The 13,443-nt window shown below is 47.7% G+C and carries 8 protein-coding genes, 7 tRNA genes and 1 rRNA gene (1 of these 16 running past the window's edge); all 16 read left to right on the forward strand.

Features of this window, described 5'->3' with window-relative positions:
- Positions 1 to 2,848, forward strand: a 23S ribosomal RNA gene (locus tag H9Q79_RS14015) (it extends 49 nt beyond the left edge of the window).
- 83 nt (positions 2,849 to 2,931) lie between these two features.
- Positions 2,932 to 3,005 (forward strand) — tRNA-Asp (locus tag H9Q79_RS14020).
- A gap of 59 nt (positions 3,006 to 3,064) precedes the next feature.
- Positions 3,065 to 3,137: transfer RNA gene (locus H9Q79_RS14025), tRNA-Val, on the forward strand.
- Between the two features lie 14 nt (positions 3,138 to 3,151).
- A tRNA-Tyr gene (locus tag H9Q79_RS14030) sits at positions 3,152 to 3,233 on the forward strand.
- 20 nt (positions 3,234 to 3,253) lie between these two features.
- Positions 3,254 to 3,326, forward strand: a tRNA-Thr gene (locus tag H9Q79_RS14035).
- A 30-nt stretch (positions 3,327 to 3,356) separates the two neighbouring features.
- Positions 3,357 to 3,430 (forward strand) — tRNA-Met (locus H9Q79_RS14040).
- A gap of 6 nt (positions 3,431 to 3,436) precedes the next feature.
- Positions 3,437 to 3,509, forward strand: a tRNA-Phe gene (locus H9Q79_RS14045).
- A gap of 5 nt (positions 3,510 to 3,514) precedes the next feature.
- Positions 3,515 to 3,587, forward strand: a tRNA-Lys gene (locus H9Q79_RS14050).
- 768 nt (positions 3,588 to 4,355) lie between these two features.
- Entirely contained in the window at positions 4,356 to 5,648 is a 1,293-nt protein-coding gene (locus H9Q79_RS14055) for a hypothetical protein (RefSeq protein WP_249328552.1), read from the forward strand.
- A 36-nt stretch (positions 5,649 to 5,684) separates the two neighbouring features.
- Positions 5,685 to 7,202: a sugar ABC transporter ATP-binding protein gene (locus H9Q79_RS14060; protein WP_249328553.1), complete on the forward strand. Its 1,518-nt coding sequence runs from the start codon at positions 5,685 to 5,687 to the stop codon at positions 7,200 to 7,202.
- Positions 7,199 to 8,164, forward strand: coding sequence for an ABC transporter permease (locus H9Q79_RS14065; protein WP_249328554.1), 966 nt, complete (start codon positions 7,199 to 7,201; stop codon positions 8,162 to 8,164). Before H9Q79_RS14060 ends, H9Q79_RS14065 begins: the two co-directional genes overlap by 4 nt.
- A 27-nt stretch (positions 8,165 to 8,191) precedes the next feature.
- A complete protein-coding gene (locus H9Q79_RS14070; RefSeq protein ID WP_249328555.1) occupies positions 8,192 to 9,214 on the forward strand; it encodes a substrate-binding domain-containing protein in 1,023 nt (340 codons plus the stop codon).
- A gap of 35 nt (positions 9,215 to 9,249) precedes the next feature.
- On the forward strand, positions 9,250 to 9,678 hold the full coding sequence (locus H9Q79_RS14075; RefSeq protein ID WP_249328556.1) for an RbsD/FucU family protein: 429 nt from the start codon (positions 9,250 to 9,252) through the stop codon (positions 9,676 to 9,678).
- 58 nt (positions 9,679 to 9,736) lie between these two features.
- Complete coding sequence (locus H9Q79_RS14080; RefSeq protein WP_249328557.1) at positions 9,737 to 11,053, forward strand: cupin domain-containing protein; 1,317 nt, start codon at positions 9,737 to 9,739, stop codon at positions 11,051 to 11,053.
- On the forward strand, positions 11,050 to 12,564 hold the full coding sequence (locus H9Q79_RS14085; RefSeq protein ID WP_249328558.1) for an FGGY-family carbohydrate kinase: 1,515 nt from the start codon (positions 11,050 to 11,052) through the stop codon (positions 12,562 to 12,564). The genes H9Q79_RS14080 and H9Q79_RS14085 overlap by 4 nt, the downstream gene beginning before the upstream one ends.
- A gap of 14 nt (positions 12,565 to 12,578) precedes the next feature.
- Positions 12,579 to 13,439, forward strand: a complete 861-nt coding sequence (locus H9Q79_RS14090; protein WP_249328559.1) for an L-ribulose-5-phosphate 3-epimerase — start codon at positions 12,579 to 12,581, stop codon at positions 13,437 to 13,439.
- Positions 13,440 to 13,443 lie beyond the last annotated feature (4 nt).

Raw genomic sequence — 13,443 nt, forward strand, 5'->3', positions numbered from 1 at the left:
GAAGGACGTGACAAGCTGCGAAAAGCTTCGGGGAGGAGCAAATATCCATAGATCCGGAGATATCCGAATGGGGAAACCCCTATGAGAAGACCTCATAGATCCATACGCCAATCCATAACGTATGGAGGGGAACCCGGGGAACTGAAACATCTAAGTACCCGGAGGAAGAGAAAGAAACATCGATTTCCTAAGTAGCGGCGAGCGAAAGGGAAGGAGCCCAAACCGTGATGCATGCATCGCGGGGTTGTGGACTGCCGCAAGGGATTGTGAATGATAGGGGAATGGTTTTGGGAAAGCCAGCCAGAGAGGGTGAAAGCCCCGTAGACGAAATCAGGAACAGCCCGGCAGGATCCAGAGTACCACGGGACACGGGAAACCCTGTGGGAAGCAGGGGGGACCACCCCCCAAGGCTAAATACTCCTCAGTGACCGATAGCGCATAGTACTGTGAAGGAAAGGTGAAAAGGACCCCGGGAGGGGAGTGAAAGAGAACCTGAAACCCTGTGTCTACAAGCTGTGGAACCACGATCATGCGTGGAACCGCGTACTTTTTGTAGAACGGTCCGGCGAGTTGCCGTCTCTGGCAAGGTTAAGCAGCAGAAGCTGCGGAGCCGAAGGGAAACCAAGTCTTAAGAGGGCGAAGGAGTCAGAGCAGGCAGACCCGAAACCGGGTGATCTACCCATGTCCAGGCTGAAGCTGCCGTAAGAGGTAGTGGAGGGCCGAACGCACATCCGTTGAAAAGGGTGGCGATGAGGTGTGGGTAGGGGAGAAATTCCAATCGAACCCGGAGATAGCTGGTTCTCCTCGAAATAGCTTTAGGGCTAGCCTCGGTCAAGATTTGCGGAGGTAGAGCACTGAATTCTTAAGGGGGCGTCAAAGCTTACCAAGAGATATCAAACTCCGAATGCCGCGTAATTGATGACCGGGAGTCAGACTGCACGAGATAAGTTGGGCAGTCAAAAGGGAAAGAGCCCAGACCTGCAGCTAAGGTCCCAAAGTGCGTGTTAAGTGGAAAAGGATGTGGGATTTCAAAGACAACCAGGATGTTGGCTCAGAAGCAGCCACACATTCAAAGAGTGCGTAATAGCTCACTGGTCGAGAGGTCCTGCGCCGAAAATGTCCGGGGCTGAAACACGACACCGAAGCTCAGGATGTTCCGAAAGGGGCATGGTAGAGGAGCATTGAAGGCGTAAAGAAGCAGTACCGTAAGGAGCTGTGGAATGCCTTGAAGAGAGAATGCCGGAATGAGTAGCGAGAGAGAGGTGAGAATCCTCTCGGCCGAATATCTAAGGTTTCCAGGGTAAAGCTGATCTGCCCTGGGTAAGTCGGGACCTAAGGCGAGGGCGAAAGCCGTAGCCGATGGACAGCAGGTTGAGATTCCTGCACTGCAGTAAAACAGAACTGTGGGGACGTATGTGGAAAGCACGGGCGCGGAGTGGAAAGCCGCGTGCAAGCGAGGTAGGTGGCCGGAAGGCAAATCCGCCGGCCAAGCCGAAGACGTGATGCGGACCGAAATATAGTAGGGAAGCGTGTGAGCCATGTACCAAGAAAAGCCGCTATTGCTTTTACTGTACCCGTACCGTAAACCGACACAGGTGGATGAGGAGAGAATCCTAAGGCCGACGGAAGAAGCATTGTTAAGGAACTCGGCAAAATGGCCCCGTAACTTCGGGAGAAGGGGTGCCTGCGAGAGCAGGCCGCAGAGAATAGGCTCAAGCAACTGTTTAGCAAAAACACAGGTCTATGCGAAACCGAAAGGTGAAGTATATGGGCTGACGCCTGCCCGGTGCTGGAAGGTTAAGAGGAGAGGTTAGCCGAACGGCGAAGCTTTGAATTTAAGCCCCAGTAAACGGCGGCCGTAACTATAACGGTCCTAAGGTAGCGAAATTCCTTGTCGGGTAAGTTCCGACCCGCACGAAAGGCGTAATGATTTGAGCGCTGTCTCGACAATGCATCCGGTGAAATTGAAGTACCAGTGAAGATGCTGGTTACCCGCGCCAGGACGGAAAGACCCCATGGAGCTTTACTCCAGTTTGGTACTGGGATTCGGTATTGCATGTACAGGATAGGTGGGAGGCTATGAAGCGGTGACGCCAGTTGCCGTGGAGCCAATGTTGGGATACCACCCTTGCAGTATTGGGTTTCTAACCTGCGCCCGTGAACCGGGCGGGGGACAATGCCAGACGGGGAGTTTGACTGGGGCGGTCGCCTCCGAAAGGGTATCGGAGGCGCCCAAAGGTTCCCTCAGGATGGTTGGAAACCATCCAGAGAGTGTAAAGGCAGAAGGGAGCTTGACTGCGACACCGACGGGTGGAGCAGGTACGAAAGTAGGGCTTAGTGATCCGGTGGTATTAAGTGGGAATGCCATCGCTCAACGGATAAAAGCTACCCTGGGGATAACAGGCTTATCACTCCCAAGAGTTCACATCGACGGAGTGGTTTGGCACCTCGATGTCGGCTCATCGCATCCTGGGGCTGTAGTAGGTCCCAAGGGTTGGGCTGTTCGCCCATTAAAGCGGTACGCGAGCTGGGTTCAGAACGTCGTGAGACAGTTCGGTCCCTATCCGGCGTGGGCGCAGGATATTTGAGAGGAGCTGTCCTTAGTACGAGAGGACCGGGATGGACGGACCGCTGGTGGACCTGTTGCAGCGCCAGCTGCATGGCAGGGTAGCCAAGTCCGGAAGGGATAAACGCTGAAGGCATCTAAGCGTGAAGCCCCCCTCAAGATGAGATATCCCATTCTAAGAAGAAGTAAGACCCCTTGAAGACGACGAGGTAGATAGGGCAGAGGTGGAAGCGCAGCAATGTGTGGAGCTGACTGTTACTAATCGGTCGAGGGCTTGACCAGAAGAAGGCAGGCGTTCAGAGAAAAGCAGGGGAAAAGATGAAAGATTGTGTATGCGGTTTTGAAGGTATGTCAATACCTTTTACGGCCCGGTGGCTCAGCTGGTTAGAGCGCCGCCCTGTCACGGCGGAGGTCGTCGGTTCGAACCCGATCCGGGTCGTTATTTTGACTAATATATTTTTTTTAAGCAAAGCCGAACAGCTATGCTGTGAGGAGAATGGGGTCTTAGCTCAGCTGGGAGAGCATCTGCCTTACAAGCAGAGGGTCACAGGTTCGAGCCCTGTAGGCCCCATTAAGTTCTAATTTGGATGGTTTCCCGAGTGGCCAAAGGGGACAGACTGTAAATCTGCTGGCGATGCCTTCGGTGGTTCGAATCCACCACCATCCATTTGCCAATGTGGCTCTTGTGCCGATGTGGCTCAATTGGCAGAGCAGCTGATTTGTAATCAGCAGGTTATCGGTTCGAGTCCGATCATCGGCTTGGCCGAACGGCCGAAAAAATTTCATATATCGCGGGATGGAGCAGTCTGGAAGCTCGTCGGGCTCATAACCCGAAGGTCGCAGGTTCAAATCCTGCTCCCGCAATTTTGTGCCTAGTTAGCTCAGTTGGTAGAGCAGAGGACTGAAAATCCTCGTGTCTCTGGTTCGATTCCGGAACTAGGCACTTTTGGAGCATTAGCTCAGGTGGTAGAGCACTTGACTTTTAATCAAGTTGTCCGGGGTTCGAATCCCCGATGCTTCACATGAAGAGATAGCGGAGAAACCGGTATTTATGCGGATTCCCGCTATTTTTTTTGTATCTTGATCTATGCTAAAGTATCCCAAAGTAAATGTTAGATTTTTGTTAGTTATTTTGAGCATTATTTTTACCTGCCATGATGTGGGAGTATACATAACTTTCATTAAAGATAGTTGCCGAATTTCACTTTGGTGCTTTAATATCTGAACCTTTTTCCAGATCGGTACTGGGATTATTGAATATCTGTCTGTTTTCAATTGACATGGGGAACGATTAAACAGAAATAACCATTTTATTTATTGTTATAGAGCAGGATGGTTATTTTTTATGAATAATGTTGAAATGCCCGTTATTAAGCCGCCTGTTCGGCTGCCCTAGTAATGCTTGATCTTTGATACAACTCTTTTTTTGAAAAATAAGTCTTTGAAATCAGTTTCTTTTACTTTTCTGAACATAGCTGTCATACGGTCTAGTAAAATTTATTATTCTAACATTTTAATTCTTCCCAAGCGGTATTTTTTCCTTGCCTTTTATAACTTCCGAATGATGTTTTGCGCTATAAATAAGAATATATGAAAAAACGTTTTTTTACTAAATTTAAAAATATAATAAAGCCCTATAAAATTTATGAAATATCTACAAAATATATAATATTTTTTAGGGTAAAATAACAAAATTTTTATAAAAAATACAAAATAATTGACAAAAACGTTTTTTTAAAGTACCATTCAATTATAAGAAAAACGTTTTTTTAATTGGCGGAGGTAAAGTATGATTTCGAAAATGGAGAGGCAATTAATTCGCGATCTGGCGTCACGTGTGAAAGAATTGGCAAAAGATCCGGTAATGACAGAAAGAAAGGAAAGCTGGTATCAGCACAACGATTTAAAGAGTACAAAACCACTTCTTTTGGTATTTCCCGAAGGTGGTTGGCGTGAGGTGATTACGCCGGAGATGCTGGTTTGTGAGGATGAGCAGGCCAGAGAAATGGAATGGATGCTGAGAGCAAGACTTTATCGGGCGGAGAATATTAATGATGATTCTGTAGTGGAAAATTCCTGGGAGGTCAGCAAGATCATTACCGATACAGGATGGGGTTTAAGAAAGCCGGGAGAGGGTACCGCGCCTGTAGGAAATGTATTTCAGGTGGACAGTACGATTGGTTACTGTCCGATGGTCTGGACAAAAGGGTTCAGCTTCAATGAAAAGGCTATGCCGTTTCATCCTTTGATCCAGGATGCCTCGGATTTGAAGAAAATTAAGGCGCCCGTTGTATCCTATGATGAAACGGCTACGAAACAGCGGTTTGAAATCCAGCAGGAAATATTGGGAGATATCCTGAATGTGAAGCTGGTGGGAAAGAAATACATTATTTTTAACCTGATGGAGATGTATACTGATCTTCGCGGTCTTCAGAATGTCATGTATGATCTGTACGAAGAGCCGGAAATGACCCATGAAGCTATGTCAATTTTTGAGGAGGGCTTCAGGAATGTAATCCGCCAGTATCAGGAAATGAATCTGCTAGAGTTAAATAATGATTTTTCCTATAACGGTACCGGCGGCGTAGGCTATACCAGAGATTTACCCCAGGATGAAAATGGAGCGAAAAGCCTGAAAAACCTCTGGGCTCTGGCTGAGTCACAGGAGTTTACCAATGTGTCTCCGGCCATGCATGAGGAATTTGTAATGCAGTATGAAAGAAGGCTTTTAGAACCTTTTGGTCTGGCGGCCTATGGCTGCTGTGAACCGCTGGAGAATAAACTGGATTACGTATTTCAGGCTCCTAATATGAGAAGAATCTCCGTTTCCCCCTGGGCAAACATAGAGTTATGTGCCGAACGTATCGGGAAACGGGCCGTCTATTCCTGGAAACCTAATCCTTCCTATTTTATTAACGACTACAACGAAGAATTTCTGGAAAGATATGTGACTGAAATGCTGAAGGCCACCAGAGACAACTGTGTGGAAATCATTCTGAAGGATACCCATACTTGCCAAAAAGATCCGGGACGCTACCGTAAATGGACGGATCTCTGCAGAAGGTGCATGGAACGCGTGTGAGAAGATGTCTGATAGCCAGAAGAAAAGGAGAGAGACATGAACAATTCAGAACATGCATTGCGGATGGAACACGTTACCATTGAATTTCCAGGCGTTAAAGCGCTGAGTGATGTAAGCGTATCGTTCCGCAAAGGGAGAGTGACAGCGCTGATGGGTGAAAACGGCGCCGGAAAATCCACCCTGATGAAAATACTGATTGGCCTCAATACCAAATATACCGGAGAAATTTACATAGACGGCCAGAAGGTACAGCTAAATTCCCTGCAGGATTCCAGGGAGAATGGGATTTCCATGATTCATCAGGAATTGAATCCGGTTCCGCTGATGACTGTGGCGGAAAACATATTTATGGGACGGGAAATTTCCGGGAAGCTGAAGTGTTTCGTTAATTTTAAGGAACAGAACAAGAAAGCCAAAGCTCTTTTGGACTCTATGAATATATCCATAGATCCGGGAACCAGGATGAAAGATCTGAGTGTTGCGGAGATGCAGATGATCGAAATCATTAAAGCGGTGTCCTTTGATGCATCCATCATCATCATGGATGAACCCACATCAGCTATCACAGATACCGAAGTGGAGGAACTGTTCCGTATCATTACAAAACTAAAGGAACAAGGCAAGACGATTATCTATATTTCACACAAAATGGACGAGATTTTCAGGATTGCTGATGACATCATAGTTCTGCGGGATGGGCATTTCATTTGCCAGGAAAAGGCGGAGGATCTGACGGAAGATCAGTTGATTGCCGCCATGGTTGGAAGGACCGTTGAGGACATTTACCCGAAGCTGGAATGTAGGCCGGGAGGCGTGTACCTGGAGGTCAAGAATGCCACCGTACGCAATAAATTTGAAAATGTCAGCTTTCAAGTGCGCCGGGGTGAAATTCTGGGGATTGCAGGTTTGATGGGAGCCGGGCGTACAGAGCTGGCGGAAGCTATATTCGGGATGGTTCCCTTGGATGGAGGGGAAATCTTGATCGAAGGAAAAAAGGTCCATATCCGGTCTGAAGGGGATGCCATCCGGAGGGGCATTGCGCTGGTGAGCGAGGATCGCAAAGCGCTGGGGCTGAACCTGAACGCGTCAGTTAAGGAAAATATATCCATAGTTCACCTCAATGACTATTGTGCTGGTAATATATTTCTCCGTCTACAGAAGGAGCGGAAGGCAGCGGAAAAAATAGCCGGAGAATTCCAGGTAAAATGCCCGTCGTTGGATGTAAAGGTGGAAACCCTGAGCGGAGGAAATCAACAGAAAGTAGTTCTGGCGAAATGGATGCTGGGAGATCCTGAGTTGGTGATTTTCGATGAGCCTACCAGGGGTATTGATGTGGCAGCTAAGGCGGAAATCCATAAAATGATGTCGGAATTTGCCGCTAAGAACAAAGCCGTTATTATGATCTCTTCGGAAATGCCGGAAATCATAGGAATGAGCGACCGGGCAATCGTCCTGCATGATGGAAAGCTGACCGGTGAGCTGAAAAGAGATGAATTCAGCCAGGAAAGAATTATGAATCTTGCGATTGGCAGAAAAGTGGAGGATACGAAATGAAGACAGCTCGTAAAAAAGTGAGCGCAGGCACCTTGTTTGAAAGATTTGGAATTGTATTGATACTGATTCTGATTTGTTTGGTTTTATCCATTTTATCGCCGTCCTTTCTGAGCATTAAGAACTTTGTCAACGTGTTCAGGCAGGTATCTATGACCGGTATTATCGCGGTAGGAATGGTTTTTGTAATTGTTACTGGCGGTATTGACCTGTCCGTGGGTTCCATTACAGGAGTGGTGGCGATGATATCCACAAGCCTGGCCCATCCGGGACAATTTCCGTTATTTGTACCTGTATTGGCGGGATTGCTGGCAGGTACGGCTGCAGGGGCTTTAAACGGCATCATTATCGCTTATGGTGATGTGCCTCCGTTTATTACTACCTTGGGTATGATGACTTCTCTGCGGGGTCTTGCTCTGCTGTACAATAACGGCAGGCCGATTATTGACCTGAGTGAAGAATACACCGCCATCGGCGGCGGCATGCTATTTGGCGAAATTCCCTATCCGGTGGTCATTTTCCTGATCGTAATCGTGGTGGGCGTGTTGTTCCTGCGCTACTCTAAATTTGGTAGACATGTATATGCGGTAGGCGGAAATGAGCAGTCTGCCAAGGTATCTGGAATCAATGTAAAACGAGTAAAATTGATTGTTTACATGATAGCGGGATTTGTATCCGCGTTATCAGGAATTATCATTTCTTCCAGAGTTATGACTGGTTCTCCGTCAGCAGGAGAAGGATATGAAATGGATGCGATAACAGCCTGCGTTATTGGCGGTGCAAGCCTGTCGGGAGGGGAAGGTAGTGTGGTTAGTACCGTAATTGGCGCTTTGATTGTGGGCGTTCTGAATAACGGGCTTGATCTTTTGAAGGTATCTTCCTATTGGCAGCAGATTGTGAAAGGAATTATTATTATTGCTGCGGTGTTGATAGATATCAAAACAAAGGCTGCTAAAAGAAAATAACATATATTTTAAAGGAGGGTTTTAATCATGAAGAAAAGAGTAGCGATGTTGGTGATGATGAGTATGTTGGTGGGACTTACCGCCTGCGGAGGTAATAAAGGGGGCGCGGACAGCACTTCAGCATCCGCTTCCAAGAGTTCGCCGGAGGCAACCAAAACTCCAGAGTCTTCCTCAAGCGCAGAGTCTTCTTCATCCAAAACTGAGGGTGGTATGAAGATTGGTATCTCATACCAGAATCTGTCTAATGAATTTATCACTTACATGGCTGAGGCAGCTCGGAACAAAGCGGATGAGATGGGCATTGAGCTGGTGGAGCTGGACGGACAGGGATCGGCGGAAGAGCAGTTGAAGCAGGTGGAGTCTTTTATTACAGATGAATGTGATGCCATTATACTGAACCCCTATGATGCCAGTGGCTGTGTGCCATGTGTAAACGCTGCCAATGAGGCGGACATTCCCATCGTTGTGGTGAATGGGTTGGTTGATAATGTGGACGAAGCAACCTGTTACGTAGGCGGAGATACGGTAGATTCTGGAAGGCTTGCCATGCAGTGTATGGCAGATGAGCTGGGCGGCAAGGGGAATATTGTGGTCATTTTAGGGCCGACCTCCCATTCAGCGCAGCTGGACCGTTCTCAGGGTATCGAGGAAGTTCTGGCTAATTATCCGGACATTAAGATCGTAGCCGAACAGACGGCCAACTGGGATCGCGCGGAAGCGATGACACTGATGGAAAACTGGCTGCAGATGGGCGACCAGATCGATGGAGTAGTGGCTCAGAATGACGAGATGGCTATCGGTGCGTTAAAGGCAATCCAAGCGGCTGGCATGGAAGATTCTATCAAGGTAGTCGGCATTGACGCCATTGCGGATGCGCTGGCGCTTGTGGAATCAGAAGAAATGATTGGTACGGTCTATCAGGATGCTGTCGGCCAGGGAGCTGGCGCTGTTGAAGCGGCAGTTAAGGCGGTAAAAGGCGAAGCGGTGGAAAAGGAAACTTTGATCCCCTATGTGCTGATCACCAAAGAAAACGTAGCGGAGTGGAAATAAAGAAGAGCAGATGAACAGACTGCGGGGAGGTACTTATGCTGAAAAGAATTCCGGCTGTTCTGCCGCCGAAGTTGGTCATGTACATGATGGATATGGGACACAGCGACCGATTATTGCTGGCTGATGGAAATTATCCGGCCAGCACCTGTGCAAAAAGGATCATTCGCCTGGACGGGGTAGAGATACCGGAGCTTCTGGAAGCGGTGATAAAGTTTTTCCCACTGGATGATTTTGTGCCGGATCCGGTCACACTAATGAAACCAAAGGACACAGAACCCCTGCCTGAGATTTGGTCCAAGTATAGGAACATTTTAGCAGTATCAGAGGAAGGGGGAAAATTTAAGGATTTCAGCTATATGGAACGGATGGAGTTTTACGAGCGGTCCAGAACGGCCTACGTGATTGTGCAGACGGCCACAAAAGAAAGATATGCGAACATTATGCTGCAAAAGGGCGTAATTTAAGTGAAAAGGCGGTGCGCTCCCTCAGGGATGGGCACCGCCTGTTAAAAGGAGATTGAATATGACAGAAAAAGAACTAATCAGACAGGCAGATGAAAAATTGGAACGAAGGCTGGAGGAAGCGGCTAAAATTGGAAATCTTGTGGTGACGGATGCGGTCAGGGATGAAAAGGTGATTAAAGAAACCTTCCAAAAGGGCGGCGGTATTTTCCGCTTGTTTCCGGCTTTTGTACCCAGGCGTTTTGGAAAGGCCGGGCACCGGTTAAAACTGCATCCAGACGACTATTTTGCTTTCGGTATGGCGCGAGGTTCCATTACTGAACGCTGGTTTTCTTCCACGATTGCCGCGCAGAATGGTGAGCTGGCAAAAGCAGACGAAGGCATGAGCTATGTGTGTGCCGATTATGATAATGACCTGAAATTTTCCCTGCGGGACGCGATAAAAGTTTTGGGCGCAGAACTAGTAGGTCAGGAGCTGATGGACAAGTATAACGGCTGGCCCATGTATTCAAAATTTTTCGATAATGAAAACCCGCTGTTTCACCATTTGCATCTGACTTTTGAGGCGGCGGCCCGGGTGGGTAAGCTGGGAAAACCTGAAAATTATTATTTTCCCAAACAATTAAACAATCACTTTGGGGAGGCAGGATATACCTATTTTGGATTTGACCCTGATGTGGATCCGGAGGAGATTAAAGAAAGAATCCGGCGCTTTGCGGAGGATGATACGAAAATCACCGAACTTTCCAGAGCCTACCGCATCCAGCTGGGAACCGGCTGGTATACGCCGGCAGGGGTGATTCATGCGCCCGCATCCGTGCTTACCTATGAACCACAATGGAATTCCGATGTGAATTCTGTCTATGAAAATATCGTGTCCGGAGAGGTATATCCTCCGGAAATGCTGGATGAAGAATGTCCGGAAGATAAAAAGGGAGATATTGATTATATTTTCAATCTGATGGATTGGGAGAAAAATGTGGATCCTCATTATAAAAAGCATTATTTCCGCAGGCCGCTGACAGAGACGGAGACAGAGAGTTATTCTCAGAAATGGATCGTCTATGGTAATCCCTACATCGCTGCCAAGGAATTGACAGTCTATCCGGGTCAGACGGTTGTGATTCGGGACGGTGCTGCCTATGGCTGTGTATTTATCCAGGGCCATGGAGTATTTGGCACCTATAGCGCGGAAACTCCAACCCTGATCCACTTTGGGAAGCAGAGCAGTGATGAGTTTTTTGTATCGGAGCAGGCTGCGGCGGAAGGCGTGTGCATCCGCAATACCAGCAAAGTAGAGCCGCTGGTGGTATTGAAGCATTTCGGACCTAACTGTCCGGACGTGCCGGAAGCTCCCCGCTTAGAGGAACGATTATGAAGTATTTGATGGGAATAGATAACGGCGGCACTTTTTCTAAGGCCGCGCTGTTTGATAAAGATGGGACACAGGTTTCAGCGGCCGGTTGGCCTACAATGACACTGACACCGAAGCCGGGCTACACAGAAAAGGATATGGATGAGCTATGGCGGGTTAATTCTATGACGGTGCGTAAAGCGATTGAACAGAGCGGCGTCCGTTCAGAAGAAATTGCCGGAGTGTCTCTATCCGGACATGGTAAGGGCCTATATTTGGTGGGATACGACGGCAAGCCGTCTTACAGGGGAATTATGTCTACGGATACCAGAGCCTGGGAATATGTGAAACGGTGGGGGGAAGACGGTACAAAAGAGAAGGTTTTTAAGAAATCCTTTCAGGAAATCCTCGCTTGCCAGCCCGTGAGCATCCTGGCCTGGCTTCAAGATCATGAGCCGGAGGTGCTGGAACGAACCCAGTATATATTCATGGTAAAAGACTACATTCGATATAAGCTGACAGGAGAGGCATATGCGGAATATTCGGACTCTACGGGCGGCAATCTGGTAAATCTCAACACAGGAAAGTATGACAGAGAGCTGCTGAAGCTGTTTGGCTTAGAACGCGTATACGAAAAGCTTCCCGAGCTCAGGCAGTCTACGGATATCTGCGGGTATGTGACCCATGAAGCCTCGCTGGAGACGGGCCTTCCGGAAGGGATACCGGTAGCGGCGGGAATGTTTGATGTGAATGCCTGCGGGATTGCGTCGGGGCTTTCTGATGAGGAGCAGATGTGTATGATTGCTGGTACCTGGAGCATCAACGAATTTATCAGGAAAAAACCAGTATTGAATGGCAGTGTTGCTCTGAATTCCATGTTCTGTATTCCCGGTTATTATTTGGTGGAGGAGAGCAGTCCCACATCGGCCGGAAATATGGAGTGGTTTATCCGCAGTTTGATGAATTATGAAAAAGAAGAGGCAGATCAAAAGGGTGTGTCTGTGTATGAACTTACTAACCAGTGGGTGGAAGAAATCGATCCTCGGGATTCCCGTATTATTTTTCTGCCATTTTTGAATGGTTCCAACGAGGATCCGCTGGCCAAGGGCACTTTTGTGGGTCTTACAGCCTATCATAATAAAAAACACATGCTTCGGGCAGTCTATGAAGGAATCGTGTTTTCTCATTTGACACATGTAAATAAACTCCTGAAAAACAGAGAGAAACCGAAATCAATCCGCTTATCCGGAGGGGCAGCGAATTCGAGGGTCTGGGTACAGATTTTTGCTGATGCCTTGCAGATCCCGGTAGATGTGATCGCAGACAAAGAATTGGGAGCCCAGGGCGCGGCTATGGCGGCAGGCATAGCCGCAGGTATTTATTCCGACTATCGTACAGCTATTGCCAGGACGGTCAAAATCACGGAAACTGTTCTGCCCCGGCTGCAGTACAAAGACATCTATGAAGAAAAATATTCCGCATACCGAAGCGTAATTGAGGGCATGGCCGGAGTGTGGAAGCATTTTGAAAATTAGGAGATACGAATAGTATGAAAGTGTACACACTGGGATTATATGAAAAAGCCATGCCGGAAAATTTAAGCTTCAAAGAAAAGCTTTTGCATACGGGAGAAGCCGGCTATGACTGCCTGGAGATTAGCATAGACGAGACAGAGCAAAAATTATCCCGTCTGTATATGTCAAAACAGGAACGGTTGGAGTTAGTGAAGCTCATGTATGAAACGGGAGTTCCTATCCGTACGATGTGCTTGTCGGGCCATCGGAAATATCCTTTAGGCAGCATAGATGAAGAGACCAGCGTTCGGGGAATCAAAATTATGGAGCTGGCGATAGAACTGGCAGAAGATTTGGGTATCCGGCTGATTCAGCTTGCTGGCTATGATGTATATTATGAAACGTCTACGGAGGATACTAGGAAGCGTTTTGCTTACAATTTGGACCGGGCAGTACGAATGGCAGCATGCGCGGGGGTCATGCTGGGATTTGAGACTATGGAGACGGAATTTATGAATACTGTTAGGAAATCCATGGGCTATGTGAATCTGATACAGTCTCCTTATTTAAATGTTTACCCAGATACCGGAAATCTAGTCAACGCAGCTTATGCGTATCATACGGATGTGCTGGAGGATCTGTTTTGTGGGAAAGGTCATATTACAGCCCTGCATCTGAAGGAATCGCTTCCTGGTATATTCCGTGAGGTACCATACGGGAGCGGACATGTACCTTTTGAACAGATGATTGAAAAAGCCTGGAGTTTAGGAGTACGTAAATATACGGCAGAATTTTGGTACAAAGGAAACAGCCGCTGGAGAGAGGATTTAGAATCGGTCTGTTTTATGATGCGATCTTTTTTAGATAAGCTGGCGGATGAAGAAAGATATCCTTAATTAA

It is taken from the genome of Wansuia hejianensis (assembly GCF_014337215.1).
In the GTDB taxonomy this organism is placed as follows: Bacteria; Bacillota; Clostridia; order Lachnospirales; family Lachnospiraceae; genus Scatomonas; species Scatomonas hejianensis.